The sequence below is a fragment of the Nostoc sp. DedVER02 genome (assembly GCF_034530675.2).
Classification (GTDB): domain Bacteria; phylum Cyanobacteriota; class Cyanobacteriia; order Cyanobacteriales; family Nostocaceae; genus Nostoc.
This window is the reverse complement of record NZ_JAVRCP020000044.1, coordinates 1-26,300: the sequence shown is the minus strand read 5'-3', so window position 1 is coordinate 26,300 and position 26,300 is coordinate 1. Positions and strand designations below refer to the sequence as shown.

General features: G+C 40.2%; 18 protein-coding genes and 1 tRNA gene. 10 read left to right on the top strand and 9 right to left on the bottom strand.

Annotation, left to right across the window (positions count from 1 at the left end):
- Nucleotides 1-419: 419 nt before the first annotated feature.
- Nucleotides 420-2,018: an alkaline phosphatase gene (locus RMZ41_RS27730; RefSeq protein WP_322644096.1), complete on the bottom strand. Its 1,599-nt coding sequence runs from the start codon at nt 2,016-2,018 to the stop codon at nt 420-422.
- 381 nt (nt 2,019-2,399) lie between these two features.
- Between RMZ41_RS27730 and RMZ41_RS27725 the strand changes: the two genes are divergently transcribed.
- A complete protein-coding gene (locus RMZ41_RS27725; protein ID WP_322644095.1) occupies nt 2,400-2,846 on the top strand; it encodes a cyclic nucleotide-binding domain-containing protein in 447 nt (148 codons plus the stop codon).
- Between the two features lie 52 nt (nt 2,847-2,898).
- On the opposite strand, the gene RMZ41_RS27720 is transcribed toward RMZ41_RS27725, so the two are convergent.
- From RMZ41_RS27720 to fbp, 5 genes are all read right to left on the bottom strand, one after another.
- Nucleotides 2,899-4,314 (bottom strand): cobyrinate a,c-diamide synthase, encoded by a 1,416-nt coding sequence (locus RMZ41_RS27720; RefSeq protein WP_322644115.1) that lies wholly within the window; start codon nt 4,312-4,314, stop codon nt 2,899-2,901.
- A gap of 136 nt (nt 4,315-4,450) precedes the next feature.
- Nucleotides 4,451-5,800 carry a glucose-6-phosphate dehydrogenase assembly protein OpcA gene (gene opcA / locus RMZ41_RS27715; protein WP_322644094.1) on the bottom strand — a complete coding sequence of 450 codons (1,350 nt, stop codon included), beginning with the start codon at nt 5,798-5,800 and terminating at the stop codon, nt 4,451-4,453.
- A gap of 181 nt (nt 5,801-5,981) precedes the next feature.
- A complete protein-coding gene (gene zwf, locus RMZ41_RS27710) occupies nt 5,982-7,511 on the bottom strand; it encodes a glucose-6-phosphate dehydrogenase (protein WP_322644093.1) in 1,530 nt (509 codons plus the stop codon).
- Between the two features lie 132 nt (nt 7,512-7,643).
- The gene (gene tal / locus RMZ41_RS27705; protein ID WP_322644092.1) at nt 7,644-8,789 is read right to left on the bottom strand and encodes a transaldolase; all 1,146 of its coding nucleotides are present in this window, start codon (nt 8,787-8,789) and stop codon (nt 7,644-7,646) included.
- Nucleotides 8,790-9,071: 282 nt separating this feature from the next.
- The gene (fbp, locus tag RMZ41_RS27700) at nt 9,072-10,121 is read right to left on the bottom strand and encodes a class 1 fructose-bisphosphatase (protein WP_322644091.1); all 1,050 of its coding nucleotides are present in this window, start codon (nt 10,119-10,121) and stop codon (nt 9,072-9,074) included.
- A gap of 465 nt (nt 10,122-10,586) precedes the next feature.
- Here fbp and RMZ41_RS27695 point away from each other — a divergent pair, with 465 nt between their 5' ends.
- The gene (locus RMZ41_RS27695; protein ID WP_322644090.1) at nt 10,587-11,291 is read left to right on the top strand and encodes a Uma2 family endonuclease; all 705 of its coding nucleotides are present in this window, start codon (nt 10,587-10,589) and stop codon (nt 11,289-11,291) included.
- A 73-nt stretch (nt 11,292-11,364) separates the two neighbouring features.
- Nucleotides 11,365-11,436 (top strand) — tRNA-Val (locus RMZ41_RS27690).
- Nucleotides 11,437-12,448: 1,012 nt separating this feature from the next.
- Here RMZ41_RS27690 and RMZ41_RS27685 read toward each other — a convergent pair.
- The gene (locus tag RMZ41_RS27685) at nt 12,449-14,518 is read right to left on the bottom strand and encodes an ATP-binding protein (RefSeq protein WP_322644089.1); all 2,070 of its coding nucleotides are present in this window, start codon (nt 14,516-14,518) and stop codon (nt 12,449-12,451) included.
- A 1,466-nt stretch (nt 14,519-15,984) separates the two neighbouring features.
- Between RMZ41_RS27685 and RMZ41_RS27680 the strand changes: the two genes are divergently transcribed.
- Complete coding sequence (locus RMZ41_RS27680; protein WP_322644088.1) at nt 15,985-16,284, top strand: hypothetical protein; 300 nt, start codon at nt 15,985-15,987, stop codon at nt 16,282-16,284.
- Between the two features lie 1,211 nt (nt 16,285-17,495).
- On the opposite strand, the gene RMZ41_RS27675 is transcribed toward RMZ41_RS27680, so the two are convergent.
- The gene (locus RMZ41_RS27675) at nt 17,496-17,726 is read right to left on the bottom strand and encodes a hypothetical protein (protein WP_322734445.1); all 231 of its coding nucleotides are present in this window, start codon (nt 17,724-17,726) and stop codon (nt 17,496-17,498) included.
- Nucleotides 17,727-17,986: 260 nt separating this feature from the next.
- Between RMZ41_RS27675 and RMZ41_RS27670 the strand changes: the two genes are divergently transcribed.
- From RMZ41_RS27670 to RMZ41_RS27645, 6 genes are all read left to right on the top strand, one after another.
- Nucleotides 17,987-19,537: a Cas10/Cmr2 second palm domain-containing protein gene (locus RMZ41_RS27670; protein ID WP_322644114.1), complete on the top strand. Its 1,551-nt coding sequence runs from the start codon at nt 17,987-17,989 to the stop codon at nt 19,535-19,537.
- 231 nt (nt 19,538-19,768) lie between these two features.
- On the top strand, nt 19,769-20,755 hold the full coding sequence (locus RMZ41_RS27665; protein WP_322644086.1) for a CRISPR-associated protein: 987 nt from the start codon (nt 19,769-19,771) through the stop codon (nt 20,753-20,755).
- 1 nt (nt 20,756) lies between these two features.
- Nucleotides 20,757-21,593 (top strand): type III-B CRISPR module RAMP protein Cmr4, encoded by an 837-nt coding sequence (cmr4, locus tag RMZ41_RS27660; RefSeq protein ID WP_322644085.1) that lies wholly within the window; start codon nt 20,757-20,759, stop codon nt 21,591-21,593.
- A gap of 182 nt (nt 21,594-21,775) precedes the next feature.
- Nucleotides 21,776-22,189 (top strand): hypothetical protein, encoded by a 414-nt coding sequence (locus RMZ41_RS27655; protein WP_322644084.1) that lies wholly within the window; start codon nt 21,776-21,778, stop codon nt 22,187-22,189.
- On the top strand, nt 22,179-23,789 hold the full coding sequence (locus tag RMZ41_RS27650) for a hypothetical protein (protein WP_322644083.1): 1,611 nt from the start codon (nt 22,179-22,181) through the stop codon (nt 23,787-23,789). The genes RMZ41_RS27655 and RMZ41_RS27650 overlap by 11 nt, the downstream gene beginning before the upstream one ends.
- A 3-nt stretch (nt 23,790-23,792) precedes the next feature.
- Complete coding sequence (locus RMZ41_RS27645) at nt 23,793-25,340, top strand: hypothetical protein (protein WP_322644082.1); 1,548 nt, start codon at nt 23,793-23,795, stop codon at nt 25,338-25,340.
- A gap of 202 nt (nt 25,341-25,542) precedes the next feature.
- Here the strand turns inward: RMZ41_RS27645 and RMZ41_RS27640 are convergent, their stop codons facing one another.
- Entirely contained in the window at nt 25,543-26,253 is a 711-nt protein-coding gene (locus tag RMZ41_RS27640; protein WP_322644081.1) for a response regulator, read from the bottom strand.
- Nucleotides 26,254-26,300 lie beyond the last annotated feature (47 nt).

Here is a 26,300-nt window from a genome sequence, read left to right as displayed (position 1 = left end):
AATGGTTAATAGTCAGGATTTTATTTTTGAAATATACGTAGGGTATGTTAGCAATAGTGTAACGTAATATTCCAAACTTGTGCAGCGTTACCGAAAAGGGGTAAAGGGTAAAGGGTAAAGGGAAAGGGGTAAAGGAAAAAAAGAGTAAAACTTTTCCCACACCGTATAGGGCAAGTATTTTTAAACATGGAAAATCTTAAAAGAAGATTTTTAAGACACGTAGTGCAATAAAAATCAGTGCAGATCCGGAGCCTCTCCGCCTCCGCTCCATATTTGAAACCCCTGCTTTTAAATATGGGGTTCCCTTTCCCCTTTCCCCTTTCCCCCTTTCCCTTTCTTCATGGTTTGCCAAGATACCCTACAATACTACTGAAATTTTTTCAAAAGCAATTTACAACTTGAGGCTCAAGTATTATTGCTCATTTTTCTGGCGGTAAATCTACACTATAAATAGTTTCCCCAGCCAAGTTACGCAGTGTTACTGTCATCACTTTTGTATTTTTATCAATTTTAACTCCTCCAAAGAATTGCAAGCCTTCACTTGGAGGCCGATTTGCTTTCGTACCTGGAGGAAGACTTTGAAATATCAATTGTGGCCCAAAAGTGTTTTCCAATTGGTTTGGCCCAAATGTGCCAGAATTTAGAGGGCCAGCGACAAACTCCCAAAAAGGCTTAAAGTCTTTAAATTGTGCTTTAGCGGGGTCATAATAGTGGCCTGCGGCATAATGCACATCAGCAGTTAACCAAACGACATTCTGGATATTCTTATTTTTGATAAATCGGAGTAAATCTGCAAGTTCTAGTTCTCTTCCTAAAGCTGGGCCATCTCCGTTAGCCCATGCTTCAAAGTCTGTGCTACCATCTCTAACTATCAGTCCTAGAGGCATATCACTAGCAATCACTTTCCATGTTGCTTTTGATGATAGTAATTGCCTTTTTAACCATTGTATTTGTGTTCTGCCTGCAAATTCTGTTTCTTTATTTGGTACTGGCTGATTATTAGGGCTATTTGGCCCCCGATAGGTGCGTTCATCCAGCATGAAAATATCTAATAATGGGCCATGATTAAAGGAGCGATAAATTCTCGTTTTGTCTGGTTGATTATTTGTATAACCAATAGGCAGATATTCTAAAAATGCTTGCCTTGCTCTTTGTGCTAGCAAGTTAACATCCTTGACTGTGTAGCGGTCATCGTTGAGAATAGTTTGTCCAGGATACCAATTGTTCCTTGTCTCGTGGTCGTCCCACTGTGCCAAGATGGGAACTTCAGCATTGAAACGCTTAATGTTTTCATCCAGTAAATTGTAAATATAGTTGCCACGAAATTCTGTAAGAGTTTCTGCTACTTTTGATTTTTCTAGTGTGGTGATGTTTTTCCAGATTGTGCCATCGTCTAACTTAACTTCTGATTGAATTGGCCCATCTGCATAAATATTATCGCCGGAGTGGATGAAAAAATCGGGGTTAAGTTTACGCATAGTTTCGTAGATTTTCATGCCACCAAAATCAGGATTAATACCCCATCCTTGCCCAGCAGTATCGCCACCCCAAACAAAGAATATATCTCGCCCAAATTTGGGAGGAGTTCGGAAAGTACCATTTACAGGAGCGCTGTTATTTTTATAATCTAAATCTTGAAAAATTACCCGATAAAATATTTGTTGGTCTGGTGGTAGATTATTCAAATAAAGTCGTGCTGTAAAGTCGCTATTTTTAAGAGCATTGGGGCCTACAAATCGCTGCACATTCCGAAAAGACTCGCTGGTAGAATATTCTACAATCATTTTGGCGGGGCGATCGCTACGGCTCCAAATAATAACGCTATCGTTGCAGATATCTCCGCTAGCTACGCCATAAGGTATAGCAGGACGCATTTTATCAGAGGTGATAATGCCAGGTGCTTGAGCAAAAACTTGTGATTTAGAGACAAGGTTTGTGGCTATAATTCCGCCTGCTGTGATACTTGAACGGAGCAAAAACTGACGGCGGTTTAGCTTCAATGAGTGATTAGATTCCATAATAAGTAACTTGCAAGCTGAAGACGTATTACAGGATAAGTGTTTAGCACATCATGTTATGGCAACGAGTAAAGCTTGAGTTATCTAATGGTTAATAAAATATCTCTAACTAATTATTATCGAAACAGGATTCAGAATTCAGAAGTCAGAATTCAGAATAAATTCTATAGGACTGAAGGATGGGGACACGAGAAAGTACTTACATCTTTCGCAATCCTTTTTCAAATTGGGATTACTATATATGGAATGTTTTATTTTTTGGAAGCCCCTGATGTCGTCAAAGTCTGCGATCTTCTTTGCATCTAGCGATCGTCATCGGTTAATATGACTAATTGCACTCTGGCTTCAGTTTCAGTAATATTTGACTTGTAAGTTGTAATTATGCTAACCAGTGTTGACCGTTTATTATTTGTCCGGCGAGTCCCAATTTTTAAGGAATTGCGGGATGATTTTATTGTGCGGCTCACTTCAGTAATGAACGAATTGTCATTTCCAGCTAATTACACGATCTTTCGCCAGGGGGAAGAGGGGCGATCGCTGTATATTGTAGTATCAGGTAGGGTTAAAGTTCACATCGGCAATAAACAACTTGCAGAGGTGGAACAAGGTAAGTACTTTGGTGAGATGGCAGTATTTGATACTCAACCTCGTTCTGCTAGTGCAACGACCTTGGAACCTTGCGAATTTTTGGAACTGACCCAAGAGCAATTATATGACGCGATCGAAGAAACCCCTGAAATTGCGGTAAATATCATTCGGGAGTTATCCCGTCTGATTCGCAAGTTGAATGACGATATGAATATAAGTGCATCAGGTCGTAATTCGTAGTTCGTAATTCGTAATTCGTAATTCGTAATTCGTAATTCGTAATTCATAAATTTTAATTATTAAACTTAAGACATTTATAGATAAACTGTTGGGGAATTTCTTTACTTTTTCCCCAGTGCAGATGCACATAAGAGGCGTGAACATTTGCAGGTAAACCCCATCCCTCGCATCCCATATTTTCGTCACAATCGTAGCGAGAAGTTTCAAATAGGGGCTGAGTAGGAGTTAAGGTTAAATGGGAACGATGAAACTCGTGTCCGTAAACGGTTGTTCCTGCCTTCACTAACAGATTGTCTTGCAAAGCGACTGCACGACGATAGCCCAAAGTTAAACGTCCGCCCATGACAGCAGATGTTGGTAAAACTCCTGCCATTGACCAAGATTTACCCTCAAAATCGATAATTTGCTCGCATAAATACATTAATCCACCGCATTCAGCGATCGCAGGCATACCTTTCAAAATGGCTGTTTTCACTCCATCCCGAACGCTGGTATTTTCTGCTAGTTGCTGGGCAAAAACTTCTGGGAAACCTCCGCCAAAATACATTCCCTGTACATCTTTTGGTATTGCAGCATCTTCTAAGGGACTCCAGAAAACCAGTTCTGCACCAAGCTGTTGCAGCAAATCGAGATTGTCTTGGTAGTAAAAATTAAAAGCGCGATCGCGGGCTACTGCAATTCTAATGGAGGAAGGGGGATGAGGGGGATAAGATGGATGCGGGAAAGATTCTGATTTTAACAGAGGTAATAAATGTTGCCAATCGAAGCAGTTATCTCCTAAATCGGCGAGGCGATCGATTAAAGCGTTGAGTTCGGGGAGTTCTGCTGTGGGAACTAAACCCAAATGGCGATCGGGAATTGTGATGTTATCTTGACGGCGCAGTACGCCGAGAATCGGTAATTGTAAGGGTTCTAGGGAATCTTTGAGGAGAGAAAGATGGCGATCGCTTCCCACACGATTTAATACTACCCCAGCTATTTTAATTCTTGGATCAAAAGATTGGTAGCCGTGAGCGATCGCAGCCACAGAACCAGACAAGCGACTGCAATCAATTACCAACACCACTGGTAAATCTAAAAGCCGCGCGATATGTGCTGTACTGGCAAAATCAGTCATTTGTCTTTTGTCATTTGTCCTTTGTCCTTTGTCTTTTGCAAATGACAAATGACTAATGACTAATGACGAAATTCCATCAAATAATCCCATTACCCCTTCTACTAGGGCATATTCACTTAGTTGACTATGACGGGCAAAACATTGCTGAATGTAGGCTTCAGAAGTTAGTACTGGATCTAAATTGCGACAAGGAAGACCAGTTACGTGTTGATGAAACATCGGATCGATGTAGTCTGGGCCTACCTTGAAAGATTGTACCGAGCGATCGCGACGACGTAAAGATGCTAAAAGGGTGAGCGTGACTGTTGTCTTGCCCACCCCACTACGTTCTCCAGCAATGATTACAGACATAAAAAAGTTAGGAGTTAAGAGTGAGAAGTTATGAATTATAACTCCTAACTCCTGTACAGACGCGATGAATCGCGTCTCTACTCCCACTTTTGTACAGACGCGATTCATCGCGTCTCTCTTATTCATCGCATCTCTGTTAATTCGCCAATTTGAAGATATTCGCTGTCACTCCCAGACTTTCTTCAAACAGTGACTCACGACCCCAGCGTTGTACCTGCTGACTTAGCAATGCTTCCGCCTTTTGTTCTGAAAGTGAAGTCACCTGTTGAAACAAACCGGCAGATTGGGCACCACCATGTGTTTCCATCCGCATACAACCACCAGTTTCTGAACAAATCACTGTACCACAGTCTGCTTGGGGATTGGTCGAACTGAGGCGCAAGGCAATCAAGTCGCCCATAATATCGCCCACATCAGCAACCGGAACTCCTGCTAATTCGGCTTCTACTTGTCGCTGATCTTGAGCAATAAAATGGATGCGAGTGATGTCATAATCACCGCTTTCCTTTTGATAAGAAACTGGTTGCCATTGCAGGCGACTTGCCAGCCAACCCAAAAACAGCAAAGCTTGGGCAGGATTACCTTTTTCGTAATCAATCGTAACGCGGTCAACTTCTTTGAGGGCAGCGCGACGGTTAGGTGAATCATAAGCTTCAGCTGTCAATTCCTGCCATGATGCGAGGCGACGCCAGTTCAAATCAGCTAAAGGTACACCCGTTTCTACTAACTCTTCTAAGTGGAGTAAATCACCTTCAGGGTCGTTAAAGTTGCAAGAATCTACAATCACATTATTGCAGACTGCTGCTAGGCGCTTGAATAGACCGTTGTTAGGGTCTGGGGTTGCCTTCCACCAGAGAAACTTCGGTAAGCCACCAATCAACAATGCTGGAATCATACCACCGATGCGTTCTAAGGCAGCAGCAGTTCCACTGAGAGTAATGTATTCGCAGCAAATAAGTGTGCTTGACGATTGCTTTTGGATGGGGCAATAGGCAGAAACTTGAGCCTTAACTCCTTCATCTTCGCCAGCAATGGGAAACAGCGCAATAATGCGGCAGGGGTTGCGGAGAGCGATTTCATCGGCAATTCTGGGGCTACCACCACTTAACCCAGTAGAATGTTCTCCGCCTCGCTGACCTTTAGCGAATTCTTCTCGTAATACAGTTAGAGTTTCTGGTGTTGCTGTTCCGGTTTCTGGCAGACCATGTTTCTTTTGCACTTCCCGCAATGCTGCTGTCATCTGTGGCCCTAAAATTCCATCAATTGGGCCGTTGTAAAATCCTAAAGCAGCCAACAAATATTGAGTTTCTTCTGGTTCGTAGACCACTAAAGTAAATGTTGTGGCCCTAGTAGCGCTAGGAAGCCCACCGTCCTCGCCAGTTATGCCGTAGCTTTGCCAAATTTGATTGAGTTCGGCATCTATTTCGTTAAGCGAAATATCTTTCGGTGCCTGGAGTGAAAAAATTGTAGAAGTTTGGGGAGCCATAATACTTTTGAGTTGTCAGCTTTGTTTGTTGAATAATTTAAAAGTTAGGAGTTAGGAGTTAGGAATTAAAAGTTAGGAGTTAGGAGTTAAGAGTTAGAAGAACTGAAATTATTAACTCAAAAACTCATAATTTATAACCCATTACTCAATTTATCCCTGATAACTCATCACTCCTAACTTTCTACAGTCTGCGCCAGCGACGGCCATCTTGGTTAATTAAGAGTTCTGCTTGTTCTGGTTCCCAAGTACCGGCTTCGTACTGGGGAATAGTATTTGGATCGGTGGGTGCATCCCAAACGGAAAGGGCTGGTGTTACTACCTGCCAAGCTGCTTCTACTTCGTCTGCCCGTGTGAATAATGTTTGATCGCCCATCATACAATCAAGGAATAAGCGATCGTAGGCATCGGATGTTGCTTGGATGCCAAAGGAACCATAACTAAAGTCCATATCAACGGAACGGGTGCGGAATTCTGCTCCTGGCATTTTGACATCAAAACGCAGGGAAATACCTTCATTTGGTTGAATCCGCATCGTTAAAATATTGGCGTTTGTCTGTTGGGCAGCAGATTGGAACATCCGAGATGGAACTTCGCGGAAGTGAATGGCAATCTCACTGACTTTTTTCGGCATCCGCTTTCCGGTACGCAAGTAGAAAGGAACACCTTTCCAGCGCCAGTTATCCACCAAAAACTTCATCGCTACATAAGTGGGTGTGGTGGAGTTGGGGTTAACACCTGGTTCTGTCCGATACCCTGGCACTGCTTCACCCTTCATCCAGCCGGCACTGTATTGACCACGCACTGCTGACCGCGACAGATTGTGAACATCAGCTAAACGAGTAGCTCTGAGTATCTTCACTTTTTCTGTACGGATGCTGTCGGCATCCATTGCGTTTGGCGCTTCCATCGCCGTTAAGCAGTAAAGTTGCATGAGGTGATTTTGCAACATATCCCGCAGTGCGCCAGCGCTTTCATAGTAACCAGCCCGGTCTTCTACGCCTACGGTTTCTGCTACGGTAATTTGCACGTGGTCAACAAATTGACGATTCCACAAGGGTTCAAAAATCGCATTGGCAAAGCGAAACACCAACAAATTTTGGACTGTTTCTTTACCCAAGTAATGGTCAATCCGGTATACTTGGTTTTCTTTGCAATATTTCTGTACTACTTGGTTAAGACTTTGAGCAGAAGCCAAGTCCCGACCAAAGGGTTTTTCAATTACTAGACGATGTTTGTAGGGATCTTCTAGCATCCCGCCGCTTCCTAGCTGCTTAATTGCTTCGGGAAAGAATGAGGGGGCAACGGAGAGGTAGAACATGCGATTCCCTCGCGTGCCCCGTTTTTCGTCTAATTCACTCAGTAAGGTTTTTAGTTTCTGATAACCTTCGGGGTTGTCTATATCTCCAGGGCTGTAAAACAGACCTTGAGAGAAGTCTTGCCATAGTTCCCCTAAATCCACATCAGGATGTGCCTCTGCCATGCCCTTCTGCATTTGTTCGCGGAAGTATTCATGGCTCCATTCTCTTCTTGCTACGCCAACAATGGTAGTTTCTGGGGGAATGCGCCGTTCTCGCCGCAATTTATAAAGGGCTGGCACTAATTTGCGCCAGGTGAGATCGCCAGAAGCGCCAAAGATAACTATAATTTGGGGTTCAGCCATCCCTTGTTGTTGCAGGCCAACGCGCAAGGGATTTTCTAGCAGACTAACCATAACAATTTTGGGTTTTGGATTTTAGATTGGGTACTAGGATTGGGGAAAGGGAAAGGGGGAAAGGGGAAGGGGGAAAGGGGAAGAACTATATCTTTACCCTTTACCCTTTAACCTTTTCCCCTTTTCTGTTCCCTACACTGGTGACAATACCTTGATCTTGTCTTCTAAAGAGTTCATCAAGGACTGGAAGGGCTGGATGAACTTGTCGATACCTTCATCTAATAGTTCATCCATGACGGCATCAAGTTCGATGTTGATGTCGGGATCTTTGAGGTTTTCGATCAGAGTGTAAGCTTTATCTACATCTGTTTCTAAGCGATCGCTCACGTTACAATGATCGGCACAAGCTTTAATGGTCGCTGGTGGTACGGTGTTAACGGTATCTTGGCCAACTAACTCTTCGATATACATCACGTCGTTGTAGTTGGGGTCTTTGGTGCTGGTACTAGCCCAAAGTAGCCGTTGTACTGTGGCTCCTTTTGCTGCCAACTCTTGCCAACGCTCACTTCTAATGATTTTCTTGTATTCTTGGTAAGCTATCTTAGCGTTAGCGATCGCTACTTTCCCTTTCACAGCTTTTAGCTTTGCTTCCACTGAAATATCATCAACGCCTTTTTTCAACTTAGCATCTATTTTGGCATCAATGTTGCTATCGATCCGGCTGAGGAAGAAGCTAGCGACTGAAGCAATTCGACTGATGTCTTTACCTTCAGCTAACCGTTTTTCTAAGCCCCGAACATAAGCCCATGCTGTGTTTACGTAGCTTTCTACAGAAAATAGCAAGGTAATATTAACATTCATCCCTTCGGATATTACCTGCTCTACTGCTGGTAAACCAGGTTCTGTACCGGGAATTTTAATCATCAGATTTTCCCGACCAATTTCTTGGAAATAGCGCCGAGCTTCGGTTATTGTTGCTTCAGTATCATGGGCGATAGTTGGCGGTACTTCAATACTCACATAACCATCTAGTCTATTCGAGGCTTCATAAACTGGGCGTAAAATATCACAAGCATTACGGATATCTGCAAAAACTAGGGATTCGTAAATTTTATCTATCGGTAAGCCAGCACGAACTCCGGCTTCTATATCGGCATCATAAATGACATTACCTGCGATCGCTTTTTCAAAGATAGCTGGGTTAGAAGTAATCCCAGATATACCTTGATTTTCAACCATCTCTTTGAGTTCACCTGATTGAATAATGTCACGGGTCAAATTATCCATCCAGATACTTTGACCGTATTGCTTAATTTCTAGTAGATGATTGGTAGACATAGGTAGTTTTTTCACTCCTGTATAGTGATGTTTCTAAGTAAAGTTGGCAAAACGCATTTATGCTTACTTTTGAATTGTGGCGTTGCCAATCACTTATTGCATCGGCCAGCTGAGATAATCCTTAATTGATCTTCAAAAAGCGCTATTTTGCATCCCCAATCCTAAATCACCATGATTAACGTTTAATTAATGGCAGATGAGAGTACAGCACCACAGAAATAAAACGTCTAAAACCCTTATGTAACAGTAATTACGAATTACGAATTACGAATTACGAATTATCTAGTGTCCGTTCTGAATAAAAGACTCCACCTTTGCTACATCTTCTTTGCTACCAATAATTAAAGGTGTGCGCTGATGCAGTTTTTTCGGCACTACATCTAAGATATTTACCAATCCTGTAGTAGCACGGCCGCCTGCTTGCTCAATCAAAAAGGCGAGAGGAGCGGTTTCATAAAGCAAACGCAATTTACCTTCAGGGTTTTGAATTGTACCTGGGTAGAGAAATACACCGCCTTGAACCAAAATTCGATGGATATCGCTCACCATTGCGCCGCTATAACGAGCGCTGTAGCCTTCTGTGCGATGAACGTAGCGGATGTATTCTCGAATCGATTCTTCCCACTGCCAGAAGTTACCCTCATTTACGCTATAAACGGAACCGTGGTTAGGAATCCGAATATTTTCTTCTGTGAGAATAAATTCTCCTAAGCTGGGATCGAGGACAAAGGAATGAACGCCCTTACCTATAGTATAAACCAGCATTGTGCTAGGCCCATACAAGATGTATCCGGCAGCGAGTTGCTTCCGTCCATTGGTGAGAAGATCGGTTGCTTTGCCATCGCTATCATTTCCTTCTTGTTGGCGAATGGCGAAAATGGAACCCAAACTGAGATTATTATCTGTGTTGGATGAGCCATCAATTGGGTCATACAGCAAGGTATAGCGACCAATGGGGCAATTTTCGGGGATATAATAAGGATTTTCCATTTCCTCAGAAGCGAGGCGACAAACTAAGCCGCTTTGCTTAAACACTGAGATAAATACCTCATTGGCGTAGACATCCATCTTTTTGACGGATTCTCCTTGGACATTAACTTCGCCAGTAAAACCGAGAACGCCTTCCATTAAACCAGCGCGACTCATGCGGCGTGCAACTAGTTTACCTGCCAAGGCGATGCGATTCATCAGCGCACTTAAATCTTGTGCATCTGCGGAAAAACTCTGAAGTTGCTGTAAAACGTGACGGGATAAGGTTGTACAATCACGATCTAAAGCTCTATCTGTAATTTCATTCGTAGACGAGTTTAAGGATTCTGGCGCTTTAGTCATTTTTATCTTCTCCGCAGCCACTAGCTGTAAATTGGGTTTTAATCGTGTATGGCAATTTATGGTTGCTGCTTCTATCTTAGAAAGGTAATTTGAGAACTTAGATGCGACTTTAGATAAACTAAAGAAATGGATTTTCAGTGACTCCTGCACTCATAGTCTAGATACGTAGCAAGTTGTCTAAGATATTACCAATATTGAATCAGTGAGTTATTTAAGTCAAGGAATTACAGAAAGTAATAAAGGTAACTAAGTCACTGGCTATGATGTGCAGCCAGAGATACACTGAAGTCATACGGAAAAAAGGTCTTAGTAGCTAGGCGTAAATAAATTAAAGTTTGTAGTAAGGACTTTAGTCCTGATCAACCTTGCTATAAGCGATGAATCGCTGACTACAAACTAGGATTTTATTGTATATTTCATTATGTCTAAGTACTTAAATTTATCAATTGGGATTGAGAACTGCTTATGTTCAACTACAACCCATTAGAGTGCTTACCTTCATCAGCAGAATTGCCAGATTCTGATGAAATTCCTGTGGATAACGAATTGCAAATATTAATTCCCAACTTGTTGTTAGCAATATTAGCTGCTATTTGGCAAGCTCGTGATGATTGGTTTTTTGGGATAAACATGGGAATTTATTATACAGCCAATAAACCTGCGATTGTCCCCGATGGGTTTTTAAGTTTGGGTGTAGAACGTTTTGTTGGAGAAAATGGGCGTTCTAGTTATGTACTTTGGGAAGAAGATGGTATTTCCCCAATCTTATCGTTAGAAATTGTTTCCCAAACTTACAATTTTGAATACGAACAAAAGAAAGTAGATTATGCCCAATTAGGCATTTTGTATTATGTGATTTATGCACCAACTCGCTTACGTCGTAAGCGTCAGCGTTTAGAAGTTTATCGTTTAGTTAATGGTGAATATATTTTACAATCAGGCGATAAAGTCTGGATGCCGGAAATTGGTTTAGGTATTGGACGTGAGCGGGGAACTTACCAAAGAATCACACGAGAATGGTTGTATTGGTATGACGAAAGTGGTAATAGATATTCAACGCCAGAAGAAGTAACAGTTAAGCAACAGCAAGAACTAGAGCAAACACAACAACAGCTTCAGGAACTTTTAGCTAGATTACAACAGAAGGGAATTAACCCGAATAATTTATGAATAATTGAGGCTGGCAGAAAATGTATTTTTGTAAGCGTAAATCTAGGTTAGTTATGATAATATAAACAATCTTGGGCGATTAGCACAGTGGTAGCGCACATCCTTCACACGGATGGGGTCACTGGTTCAAATCCAGTATCGCCCATTTAACTTATAGATATAAGACTTATACTAATTTAATGTGAAGCTGCACTAAATGAGTAACTCTCTATTCTTGGCGTACTTGGCGGTTCGTTTAATATTCTGTGCATCTTCATAAAGAATTGGTATTACGCAAAACTACATCCGAATTCAACCGTAAGTTTGTAGCAACAGCAACATTATGGGTTGAAGCTAGGGTTTTTATATGAATGACGAATTTTTAATGCTTTTTTACTTTCTCTGCGGCGGGGTTGGCAAAAGTTGTAAATGCTTATTCTCTCGTATACCCCGCCGATGTCTTTATGCTTAAAGGTTTCAGGGTTTTCATGGGTATGTATTTTGATTGAATTTTGCTGTAACTGTATACCCCGTCGCAAATGGCATCTGGACATTAAGCTGGGTAAGGGTTTAAATAAGAGGGGTCGCTTCTCTTCGGAGAAGTGGAATTAATGGAAACTTTAGACTTATAGCGTTCTGTCCAAACACTCGCCCAATATGTCGCTTCTCTTCGGAGAAGTGGAATTAATGGAAACAATTAAAACTCAGATATTCCTCGATAACGGTAAACTGTCGCTTCTCTTCAGAGAAGCGGAATTAATGGAAACATTTTGATAGTTTTTACAGTGGCTTTTGGAATATCAAGAGTTGTCGCTTCTTTTTGGTGGAATTAATGGAAACTGTGCAGCAAGGGATTTCTAAGGGATAATATTATTCCAAAAAACGAACCACAGAGACGCAGAGAACAAAGAAAGAGGAGAGATTACAGCTATTTACTTGAAAACTGCTGTAAGAGGATTTTTGCGTCAGTTTTGGAATATTTTTTTTATTTGGAAGTCCCCAAGAAAGCCTACCCCAGTGGCAGTACTCTGTAGGTTTTGCTCAAAAAGCTTAAATTTCGTAGGTTGGGTTAAGGAACGAAACCCAACATCTCCGAGGCTTTGTTGGGTTTCGTTCCTTAACCCAACCTACAAATGTTCAAAACCTACTAAAATATTGGAATTTTGTAATTGTTATTACTACTCATAAACCCGAACGATCGCATCACCAATTCCCTTAACCTTAACCATCAAGGCTTCTGGTTGCGCTACCTTCACATTACCACCAAAGCCAACAATCCACCGCAGAAACTCTACATCACCTAAAGACCATTTAGGCAATATCACCCGAAAACGATTTGGAAAGTCTTTATCTGTGGTCTTCTTTAAGCAGAAAATTGACTTGGGTAACATTAGCCTTCCGCCTTTCACAGGTGCAGACATCTTCATTTGTCTGGCAGAAAACCTTTTAGTTCCTTCACTAATAAATCGGAAGATAAAATCATTAAACCACAATTCTACTGTCACACAAGCTTGTGAATGCTCTTGCTTATCGCGGCTGAGAAACTGACGCTGGTCAATCGCACTATAACCTAAAAAAATCCCCGCACTAGCAGATGAGAGTTTTTGTAATTTCTGTAATGACTTTTCTTGTTCTACCAGAGAACGGAATCTGGTTTGGGGTTTACCAATAAATAATCTATCTAAACGTTCAAACCGGAAGAGTCCCGCATACTTTCCACCTTCGCACTCAAAACCTAAATACCATGCTTGGTTACAAAAAACGATTTGCAAAGGAAATGCCAAAAAAAACCCTTCCTCATCGAGTGCAAATTTACCGCCGCCAGCAAAGCGGTTTAATTCCAGTAATTGTCCTTTAGCGATCGCTTCTTCTAATTGCTGTAAATTCTTAGAAAGAGCATCACTCGGTAAAAACTCTGAATCTATCATACTGCGATTAGCAATGCTCCTTACCGGATACACATTACTTACCCCCAACTTACTTTTTGCCATTCGGGTAGCAAATGTTTCATAAATCTCCAACGCTACGGGGTCATCAAGACTTTTCGCCTGAGACTGGAGAACATCAAACACTTTGGTTAACTCTAAAGCTGACAAAATCGCTGTCCCCGCAAAGTAGCCATCTCTGAGGGGAAATTCTGGCAATATTTTATAAGGCTTGAGAACCTTTTCTATATCCTTGCGGACTGTATTTAGTCCATCGCCATCAATAATCCCATTTTCTCTGAGTGCAGACATCAGAGTTTGTAAACTTCCCTTTCCTGTATCTTGCAAAAATGGGTGATGGAGAATCAACCGAATGATTTCTATCAATCTCTCAAAGCAGTCAAAGTCAGAATAAGCATGAGTTACAAAATCCGATTGTAAAAACAATGATTCATCCCCTTGTAGAGACGGCGATTCATCGCGTCTCCTCCTACCATTAATAGTATTAACCCCAATCAGAGAATTTTGTTGTAACCAGTTTAAATCAGAAGCGATCGCATTTTCATTGGCGTAAATTTGACCGCACAATTTACCCATGAAAGCGGTAATTTCTTCTAAGCTATTGGCAAACTCAGGAATGTTACCAAAAATGCTTTCTACCAAACTCCCATGAGTAGTTTGCAAATTACCAATTCCCGGATAACGAACAATTAGAGAAATTAAATACATCAGCCGTTCAAAATCCAACAACTGACTGTAAGAATGTATTGTAATGTGGCGATTGCGGTTAGCGCGGTTGGTAAGGGTACGCGAAAGCTGTTGAATTTGGGTTGCAATTTGTTGAAAGTCGAACTTCGGCGAGGTGACATCGATTTTTGTGACAGTTGCAAATCCCTCCGCAGCTATTGGCGGAAAGTCTTGGAGAGATTTGTGCATATTTTCAATTACAAAATCTGGAACTTGACGAACCCGTTCTTGGTTCCATAATTTGCAAATTGCAACGGGAGTTTGCAAATACCACGCCATCCACAGAGGAAAAACAGCCAGAGAAGATTTCAGCTTACTGAGTAAATCCATCCGCCATCCCCGCTTGGCGTTAGTTGCATCATAAATGATGGAATCACCTTGAGTTAAGGCATTCACAATTTCCGAGATAACTTTTTCTTCAACCTGATTCCACTCACCTTGAATATTTGCATCGCCGTAGAGTTGCTGGCGAATTGCGTCTGTAGAGACGATGCGATAATTCCCCAGTTTGGCGAGTTCTGCGGCGAAGGTAGATTTCCCGCTACCGGGGATACCGATGAGGAAGTGACAAATCATCAGCAGTTACAGGTTAAAGTTTTTTCTACTTTAACTTTTAGCTGTTTTTTGTTTGTTGTCTAGAGTTTTTAAGCGAATGACGAAATAATTCGTCATTCGTAATTCAAGGTTGCTTTGGTAAGTGTAACTGGAATTTTGTTTTTTGTTTCCACTAATTCCGATTTAGAGCGATCGGTAAAGGCATCGATGGAAGCAATTTACCCCGGCTTAAAAGCGTTTCCATTAATTCCGATTTAGAGCAATCGGTAAAGGTGTGGCTGCAAATTTTTGTAGCCAAAGAACAGAAAAAGTTTCCATTAATTCCGATTTAGAGCAATCGGTAAAGGCGATTATCGCCTCAAAAATGTCCGTAAAAATCTAATGCGGTTTCCATTCATTCCGATTTAGAGCAATCGGTAAAGAAAACGCTGGTGGTCAATGAAACAGAGGGCTATACGGTTCAGGTTTCCATTCATTCCGATTTAGAGCAATCGGTAAAGTCAAAAAAGACAACTAATAGTCTTTATCTTAATGTTTCCATTCATTCCGATTTAGAGCAATCGGTAAAGAGTTCGTCCAGGAGGCTTTGCCCCGTAAGGCTTTCAGTCGCCAAATCGACACACCTCTGAATAATATTATATATCTTGTGCGAAATTAAGTAAAACACATTACTCAAACCCTTGTCCTGTAAGGCATCGACACACCTCAACGAAAAATATAGGGTTTCAGCGATTCGGCGAGGTGTGTCGATGAACATCTAAAACTCCTCATCCTCTTTACGTCTGTGTGCCTGTGCGTGACATAAATCTCATACATAAAAAGGTATTTATCTCTTTAAATTTTCCGAGAAGATATAAAAGTCACTGCCCAGGCAGGTTTAGCTATTGTAACCGCAATTTGCGTAGGCGTAGCCCGTCGTAGACATCGCCACAACTTTGTCTATGTAACCGCAATTTGCGTAGGCGTAGCCCGTCGTAGACATCGCCAAACCTAAATCAGTTTATTGAATCTACCGAAATCAAAAAGCCAAATGCCATTTTGAGAAAGCAAAAGCAGCTTTGGAGAAAGTCAAAACTTGTTTTACTTGCGGAAAACACCAAAATGAGAAAGCAAAAGCAGCTTTTGAGTAAGTAAAAGCTTTTTTTACTTGCGGAAAACACCAAAATGAGAAAGCAAAAGCAGCTTTTGAGTAAGTAAAAGCTTATTTTACTTGCGGAAAACACCAAAATGAGAAAGTCAAAGCTGCTTTTGAGAAAGTCAAAGCTGCTTTGCAATAAGTAATTGCGGATTTTGCTGATTAAATTTAACCAAAATATGAAGTTTCGATAAAATTATTGAAAAAATTACTAATAAATGCTTATAACTTTCATCAAAGTACTTTACAAGTATAATTTTATACTTTAGTATAGGAATAAGAAAGGCGATCGCCCTCTGCCAAGAATCTGCGATCGCCTTTCCCTAAACCCCCATTCTGGGAGATAATTACAATGATGACACAACTCGAAAAGTTTGTACAAAATCAAGATTTCACCCAATCCGAACTGCAACAGTACTTGGATGGCGAAAACTTAAATATACCTGCCTTTAATCAACCTGCTCAAAATCCATTACCCAAAAGAGAACCGATTAAACATCTATTAATTGGTTCTTCAAAAGCGGTTAGCAGCACAATTCACTATCTGCAAGTCATTGGCTACGCTAGCATCGGCGATTGGAGTCCATTATTACCAACCGGCAATCCTGACGAAGTGATGAGTATTTTAATCCGTCAGATTCTAATGCAATAAACGGTTGAGAAAAATAAAATCCCCGGCTTTCTAGAAAAGTCGGGGATTTTTTTGGTGCAATGCTCTATAAAGTTTCCGTTAATTCCGATTCAGAGCGATCGGTAAAGGGGGCAATAGTCCACATCCCAAACTGGGTAGCCACGTTTCCATTAATTCCGATTTAGAGCAATCGGTAAAGTACGTAAACATGTGTACAGAAACTACGGTGTACAATTCGTTTCCATTAATTCCGATTTAGAGAAATCGGTAAAGGTATCGCTATAACTGTCCAAACTTATGTAAATGGATGGAATAGTTTCCATTAATTCCGATTTAGAGCAATCGGTAAAGCCCATCTGCACAGTCAGACGGGAACATCAACAAAGTTTCCATTAATTCCGATTTAGAGCAATCGGTAAAGACGACTTATACCTACGTCAACCTAAAATCTCGGGATGGTAGGTTTCCATTAATTCCGATTTAAAGCAATCGGTAAAGTTAAAGAATTTCGTGCTGGTCTACGAGTAACACAAGGGTTTCCATTAATTCCGATTTAAAGCAATCGGTAAAGGGTAGAAGATACTGCTACTAAGAAAATAGTAGTAATGTGTTTCCATTAATTCCGATTTAAAGCAATCGGTAAAGCATCGGGTGCTTCTTCTCTCTGCTGCAACCACTGTTAAGTTTCCATTAATTCCGATTTAAAGCAATCGGTAAAGTTCTAAAGTTTTGGTAATCGGCGGTGCTTCTTTTGTGTTTCCATTAATTCCGATTTAAAGCAATCGGTAAAGACAAAAAAAGGCGATGAAAGATATGCATCTGAAGTTTCCATTAATTCCGATTTAAAGCAATCGGTAAAGAGTTCGTCCAGGAGGCTCTGCCCCGTAAGGCTTTCAGCCACCAAATCGACACACCTCTGAAAAAGATTGTATATCTTGTACGAAATTAAGTAAAACACACACCTCAAACCCTTGTCCTGTAAGGCATCGACACACATCAACGAAAAATATAGGGTTTCAGCGATTCGGCGAGGTGTGTCGATGAACATCTAAAACTCCTTATCCTCTCTGCGTCTCCGTGCCTGTGCGTGACAAAAATCATCTTACATGAAAAGGTATTTATCTCCTCAAATTTTCCGAGAAGATATAAAAGTCTACTGCCCAGGCAGGTTTAGCCATCGTAACTGCAATTTGCGTAGGCGTAGCCCGTCGTAGACATCGCTAAGGCTTTGTCTATATAACCACGAAATGCGATCGCAGTGCTTTGTCTATGTAACCACGAATTGCGATCGCTAAAGCTTTGTCTATGTAACCACGAATTGCGATCGCTAAAGCTTTGTCTATGTAACCACGAATTGCGATCGCTAAGGCTTTGTCTATGTAACCACGAAATGCGATCGCTAAGGCTTTGTCTATGTAACCACGAAATGCGATCGCCTTTTTAAATAACTTAAATTTCGTCATTCGCATGAAAAGGTATTTACATCATCAAATTTTCCGAGAAGATGTATAGCAGGTCAAATTAAATACCTCACTCTGCCTCCGGCTTCCCTCTCCTTACTAAGGAGAGGGATTGAGGGTGAGGTTTGATCTTACTACGCCTACCTATTTAACTGGGAAGTGCGATCGCAGAATCAAAAATTATTACAAAGTATAACTACTGAATAAAAACTCAAATTTTTACAGTAATTTAAGCAAGACTGCAACCAGTGACACAAGCAAACGTGACCAAATATACAGCCATAACCTTTGCTCCCGTCCAAGGATTTATCGAGAAATCCCGTAAACTCCGAGACTTGTATGGTGCATCTCTGATTCTCTCCTACCTCAGCCAGCAGCTAGTACAAGAAGCAGAAAAAACTACAACAGTCATTTCCCCAGCCCGCGCCAACCTGCAAAAAGGAATGCCAAATCGCATCCTGATAAAAGGAGAATTTTCCAAACCACAGGTAGAAAAAACTCTATTATCAGCATGGAAAGAAATGTTACATCAATGTCGCACATGGATAGAGTGGAAACTACCAAACTATACCTATTACTGGGAAAGAGAATGGACAAACTGGGGAAACCACGCCTGGGAGATATTTTGGGGAGAAGGTGACAGCATACAAGCAGCAATGGAAGACTTAGAAACGCGCAAACTCTCCCGTGGATGGACAGCAGTCAACTGGATTGGAGAGAGTTCGAGTTTAACAGGAACCGATGGAATAGCCTTCCCCGGATTAGGTGGAGAAGCGAGAAATCCTAAAAATCGCCAGTGGACAATAGAAAAAGATGAAATCAAAACCTTCTATAAACGCCTCGCTTGCGTATTAGAAAATCGTTCCCCAGATGGAGAACCAGAGGGAAAATTTTTTGCACTCAATGAAAAATTAAGCATACCAGAATTAGTCAAACGTTTAGTCACCCTACCAGAAATTGCCAACCAATTAGGCATGTCTAAACTAGAAAGCTTCAGTGAAATTTATCGAGGCCCCGAAGCCAAAAATGAGCAAGGTAAAGGACGCTGGACAGGTTGGTTTATGGGAGATGGCGACAAAGTAGGAGAACACCTAAAGGAATTAGCCAAATTAAAAAACGGAGATGAAGAACTTCAAAACTTTAGCCAAGCCATGCGTAACTGGGGTAAAGACTTTACCAGAGACTTCCCTCAAGAAATGGGTCGAATAGTTTATGCAGGTGGAGACGATTTTTTAGGCGTAATTTATCGAGAAAAAGACCAAGAACCGATTACAGCAAAGCAAGCTTTTGCATGGTTAATTACCCTACCCCAAACCTGGGAAAAACACGCTCAAAAAATAGGCTTAAGCGTTGGATTTGTTTGGGCAGGTACAAGCGTTCCCCAAAGGGATATATTACAACATTGTCGTGAAGCAGAAAAGCTAGCTAAATCATCAGGGCGTGGACGAGTCACCATTAGAATTGTTTTTAACAGTGGTCAATATGTGCAATGGACTTGTCCTTGGGATTATTTAAACATCTTGACCAAATATCAAGACAGAGAGAAAAAATCAAACTGGAGTCATATCTATCAAGATTTAGCACAACTAGAATCACGACGTGCATTTAATCTTGACAAAAAGACCTTTGTCGAAAAATTCGCCATTCAATTCTTCGATATTTACTTTCCCGGTGAAGGACAACAACTACTAAATTATGACCGTGCTAAACATCTCGTAGGTTTTAGTGAAGAAGATGATAATTACGAAAGAAGCAAAGCCACAATTGACTGGATAAGTAACTTAATCAAAGTAGGCTGGCATTTAAGTAATTAAATAATAAAAAATCCAATAAAAATAAAAATGTATAAATTAGATATCAAAAACCTCAACCAAACCTACTAATATTCTTATTTCTCCGTGCCCTCTGCGTCGTCTGCGGTTCGATTTTCTTCTAAAAAAAACCCTCAACGTAGGATGCGTTAGCGACAGCGTAACGCATCCAACCCTCAATAATGGCACGTTACCAAATAACCCACCCTAAAAAACCTAATCGCCACTCCACTTATGTTTAAATACTTAATCACCATCAACCCATTAGGATTAATGTATGGAAGCGCAGGTGCATTTCTCTCACCAGAAAACTTAGTTGGTCGTTCCGGCGCTAAATTCCCTCCAGAAGCCGCAACCCTATCAGGCTTAATGTTTAGCATCAACAAAATTACCGAAAAGTTTCCTAAAAATGAATTGAGTGCTAACCTATTTGTAGCCGGCCCCTTTTGGGCAAAACTCAAAGACAAGCAAAACTTTTATATTCCCATACCCTGGAATAAAATCATTGCCAAAAAAGCAGTAGATGAATGGGCATTAAAAGATAATCAATGGCACTTAGAAAATAAAACTGAAAAACTAGAACCAGATTATCGTTGGCAATCGATAAACTCATGGGGAATTGCACCCCAAACCTTGAAATCTAATCAATCTGTTGCTGATAATCCTTGGAAATATATATCCTTTCTCCATCCCAAAATTAAAACAACAGAACGTAGTGTAGAAAACTCCGATGGACTATTTCTAGAAAACTCCGTCCAAATGTCAGACGATAGTTGTTTAGTTTATCTCTCAACCTATCCTATAGAAAACGGCTGGTATCGCTTCGGCGGTGAAAATCACCTTGTGGAAATAGAATGTGAAGAAATCACAAATCCAATATTTTTAAACCTATTAAATCAGCCAATCAAACGCACCTTCGCCTTAATTACACCAGCAACCTGGGGTTCAAATCGCTTATCTTACCGCCATCCTCAACACGAAACCTTTCCTGAAACCCTAGAAATGCTAACAGATAAACCAATACCCTACCGTTACCGCGCCAAAGGTAACTTAGGAAGGGGACGTTATGCAGTTCCGGCTGGTAGTGTTTATGTACTTGCAGAACCTTTAAACAAACCTTGGTGCGAATGGGATGAAGCATGGTTTCCCAAAGAAGGTTACAGCCTAAAACATGTAGGATGCGGTCTATGTTTGCCAACAGAAATAAAAGGAGTCGCCTAAAATGTACAAAAAAGCTTATGGAATCATTGAAACCTTAGCACCTTTGCACGTTGGTGCTACAGCCGGAGAAGAAAGCGGTAACTTAAACCTCATCTTTCGTGACCAATTTACCCAAACAGGTATTCTTCCCGGTAGTTCAATTCGCGGTCGCCTGCGTTCAGAAATGCGCTTGATAGATGGAGAACAAGCAGCAAATTATTGGTATGGTAACGAAGCAGGTTCAGAACAATCAGAAATTAATAACGAGTCAATCATCAAATTTGAATACGCTTCAATTCTTTGGCTACCAGTCTTTTGTCCCGGTCAACCAATCGTCTGGGTAACTAGTCGGCGCTTACTCCAACGCTACCAAAGAATAGCCGGCGACACTATCAAAATTAACGGTAAATCTCTCAAAGAAATAGAAATACCAGACCCTTACACAGGTTCCAAAAATTTAAAAGCGCGAGAATCGCAAGGTAAAAAAACCTTATTTTTCAACTTAGGTTTTTTAACCATCACTAAAACCATAGACTTATCCCCTTGGTTCCCATCTGGAAAAGAAAAACCAGCAGTCATAGTAGACGATAGTGATATTTCCATGATTCATGACATGGCATTATATCGTCAAAGTCGCGTGCGCTTAAAACCCGACCAAAAAGTAGTAGATGGTGGCGGCTTCTTCAACACCGAAGCCTTACCCGAAGGAACAATTTTAGTCTTTCCCATCGCCATCAAAGATGATAAATCAGGTAAACAATGGAAACCCTTAAATGATACACAAAACACAGATATTTACCTTGGTGGCTTAGAATCAATCGGCTTCGGTCACTGTAGTTTAACCCTAAATGGAGTCTAAATCTAATACAAAAATCGTAGTAGCGCAGCAAGCTTAATTTGTTGGGTTGAATCATCAGAGAATATTTTTTTATTGGTGGATTTTCTAGATTGTTGGAACCCAATATTTTAGGCTTGCTGCGCTACTACAAATCTTCTCTTCAATTACGAATTACGAATTACGAACTACGAATTAGTAAACTTATGACTTGGAAATCATACGACTTAGACCAAGAAGCACAACGTTTAATCCTCAAACACCGCGACCAAAAAGGTGTCATTGGTCAATCTCACAAAATGCGGATAACCGTAGCTTATGGCTTAGAGAGATTTTGGGGAGAACAATTAAGACTTTTAGACAAAGAACCACCCAAAGGCCAATATTGGCGCGATACCTGGAAAAGCTTTACCAAAATCATGCAACAGGCAGGAATTAAGCTACCCGAAGAAGACGTTAGCAGTAAAGAAACTTCAAAAATTCAAGAAATCGCTGCCAAATTATGGCAACTTCCCATTGAAGACCAACGAATTTGTTTAGCTGTTCTCACTCAATTCTGTGACAGCTTAGTTTGGTGGACTCAGCGTTATAAAAAAGCAGGAGTTGGCGATGACGAATAGTAATGAAGTCCCGTTAATGTTTCAAGCACAAATCTCAGGACGCGGCCAAATTCAATATATCGGAAATCCCAAACAATCTGAGAGATGGGTTGATGAATGGGTAGAAGGTGCTGCAATAGACCCTCCCAAATTTAACACCAATGTTAAAACAAAAGAATATAAAATAACTTGGCGCTTTGTTTCTAATAGCGGACAAGACGAAGATATAACTCGACCAGTCATCGCCGCAAAAGGATTTCCATTTTACCCAGGCGCAAGCATGAAAGGCGCTTTTTTACGTGCTTGTACTTCAGAACAAGCTGCCAGATATTGCGGCGGAAAACTAACTAGTAACGATACCATACCGGGAATTCTTCGCTTTCATGGCGGTTATCCCAAAGATGAAACTTGGGCTGAAGAACAATTAATTGATGTAGTCCATCCCCAACAAGATTGGCAAATTAAAAATCACGGTAGCCACTCAGCATTTATTCAAATATCTCTGTATCAACCTACCTTAATATTCGGCATTTCCAGCACTGCAAAAATTGAACTTAGTGAATGGGAGACTATCTGGAGTATTTGGGATAAAGCCATAGAACGAGGTATTGGTTCTAGAGTTAGTGCAGGTTACGGACAACCGATAAATCACCTAGAAACCAAATTAGTCAGCGTTAATCTGCGTGGAAAAGGATTAGCCTCACAATTAATTGATAAAACTGGCGAATTTCGTCCCAATATTTTTAAAGCTGCTTTACGCGGTCATACCCTGCGGTTATTCAGTGGCGTTACCGATGAAATCACAGCCGAAGAATTAACAAGAGAACTCTGGGGAGGATTTGCAGGGAAAAATGGTGCTGTTGTCGGCCAGTTAGGAATTGCTTTTAATCCTATTGATTTAGAGATGGATTTATATCGGTATGGAAATGTAACCATGCCTATTTATGAATTAAATGCGGGAACTTTAAATATTCTCAGCATGGGTGATATCTCAAAAGAATATAAAAAAGAATTAAAAACCTTAGCAACCCAAATTTTAAGATTTGCGATGCTACTTGGTGGCTTTGGTAAATCGTGGCGACGCATTAACCATGATATATTTTTTCCAGACTATTTAAATGGTAAACCTATGATAGGCTGCCATTGGGAATTCCCCAAGCAATCAAATCAATACTACTTCCCTGTAAATAGCCTCAGTCACATCACTAATATCCTGAATGATATTCATAAAACTGTAAATAACTGGTTGAAATTAAAAGAAAAAACTCCAACTAATAAATTAACTTCTTGGCGTGAATCATTCCATCCGCAAAAAGTCCAAGTCTGGGGACGCATTGCCCAAGATGAAGATGATAGTTTAGCTGTGAGATGGTTTCACGGGAATTACCAAGGAAGCAAATCAATTAAAGGCTCAAGCCTCACAGGTAAAATGAGTCAAATTGGGAGAATTTGGCATCGAATGTACCCGCGCTATATCAAAAATAAAGAAGGAGAGATGAAACGCAAAGGAAGAGAGTTTGTAGAGTTACTCACTATTTTCCCTGATAAAAAAGATGAGAAAACACAAGAATTTTTAACTTTCTTAGCAACCAGCGACTTTACCAAACTTTGGGGAGAGTAAATTATGACTATTTGGATTGTCACAACAGGGAATAGTGATGTAATTCTCAAACATGATAAAAACTGGGGAAGTTTATATAGTGAAGTTAGATACGATTTGGAATGTACAGAATTTGCTTCACTTACTCAGAAAGATCCTTATAATAAAGAGGCTGGGTATACATTACCTGCTAGAGTTTTAGGTTTAGTCTATGCTAATAAACTAGATAAATATGGTTCAGATTTAGAATTTCCACTTTTTGATACTTATTCTCAATCTTTTTTAGATAACAATATCAAGCCGGAAAGAATTATAATCTTGCTGACAGACCAAAGCGAAATATTTAATCAAGACCAAATTCTTTACGAAAAATGTCCTTATTGGCAAGACACTTGTACGCTTAGACCTTTATTAGAGTGGTATCTCAAAGAAAAGTTTGACTGTCAATTAGAATTTTTACATCTCACACCAAAAAATGCCGATAAAGGTATAGATAATTGGAATGAAACCCTCTATTTAGTAGAGGAAGCATTCTGTAAGTTAGACTTTAATCCACTAAAACCTGTTTATATTAGCCATCAAGCTGGAACTCCTGCTATATCTTCAGCTGTACAATTTGTTAGCTTAGGTAGATTTCCGAAAGTTAAGTTTTTAGTTAGTAATGAATATTTTGATGAAAACTATCAGCAGAAATCTAAATCAGAAGCTATTGAAAGCTCTAATTATCGGCGCGGGATGCAGATTCAAAAAGCAAAGCAGCTAATTATCGGAGGCTTGCCTGGTGCTGCACTCAAAATATTAGAAGACATAGAAAGAATAGACAAAACTGCTATAGCTAACTTAGAGAAGATTGTTGATTTTTTTAATCTTCATAGTCCTTTAACAGATAGCAGCCAAGATTTTGCCATTCCCCAAGCTACCCAGCGCATTGTTGATACTCTTGACCTTATTAGCTTTTTCTTCAATCAAAGAAATTATCTCCAAGGGATTACTCTTCTGGCGGCTGCTCAAGAAACATTTTTAAAGGTGGCTATTTTATCACAAGTTGCAATGATTAATGAAACTGTGATTGTAAACGGTAGCGCTCAAAAAGTTTCTGATTTATTAGAATGGATTCCCCGTGGTTTATTTTTAAAGCAATCGCTTAGTTATCAAAGTATTGATGAGAAAAAATTGATTTTACAAAAATTAAAGTTTCCGGTTGATAGATTTAGATTTAATACAGATAAAGATTTTGATATTAGCAATAAAAACTTTGCTCTAATTGCCTGGTTAAACAATATAGATAAAAGTTTTGTCAAGTGGCCGTTATTATTATGGTATTGTGACTCTTATAGAAATACAGAAGATGACCTGCGTAATCAATTAATGCATAACTTATGTGGTGTTGAAGATCGGGAAGTAATTGATTATTTATTGGGATATAAAAATCATCAATATAATGATGTTATGTCAGCTTATATTAATGATGTTAAGCAACCATTCCTGAATGCAATTAATTATTTTCAGCTTGATTATAAAAGGGAGAAGTTGAAGAAAAAACTTCAGGAAATAGCTGACTCTCTTATTTAAGGGGTAAAGATACAGCAGTTTGTAAGTAAATGAGGTACAAAATGTAGGGCTAAATTTTCAGATATAAATCGATACGGTTCAGTTAATACCAATTCTGTATGAAGATACGCTTATAGTGTAAAAAATAAAGGACGAACTGCCAAGAGCGCCAAGTACGCCAAGATATAATAAATTAAGAAATTTAGCGCAGGTTTAGGAAAAGCTATAAGGTTGGATTTACAAGTTCGGCAATAACTTTTACTAACTGGGCAATGTCTACTGGCTTGGATAAGTGTGCTTGAAATCCTGCTGAGATTGCTTGTTGCTTATCCAATTTTCCGGCATAAGCTGTCAATGCGATCGCTGGAATTTGTTCTCCTTGTGGTGACAAACTTCTAATTTGTTCCAGCAGCATGTAGCCATCTATATTGGGCATTCCAATATCTAACACTAATACATCCGGCTGAAAATCTATCAAAGTTGAAATAGCTTCAAACGGCGAACCTACAGCTATTACTTCTGCGCCATACTCTTGAAGTATAAAATCAGCTAATTCTTTAGAATCAACATCATCATCTACTACTAAGACTCGGATACCACTTAAATTTAGCTGATTATCAAGCTGTTTAATGTTTGTATTTGTTTCAGTCTGCATTGTCATTAATGGTAGTTTGACAGTAAAGGTACTACCTTGTCCTTCACCAGGGCTTTCTGCCCAAACTTGACCACCATGCAACTCTACCAGATGTTTGACAATTGCTAGCCCCATGCCCAATCCACCAAATTTTCTAGTAGTCTTGCTATCTGCTTGACGGAATTTATCAAACACATAAGGTAAAAAATCGTGGCTAATTCCTTGACCGGTGTCGGTGACTTGGATCTCGGCTTCTGTATCAAGTTGCTCTAATACCAATTCTGTATGAAGATGCGCCAAACTACGTCAAACTTATAGATGGGTGCATTTAGTAATTTTGTTATGAG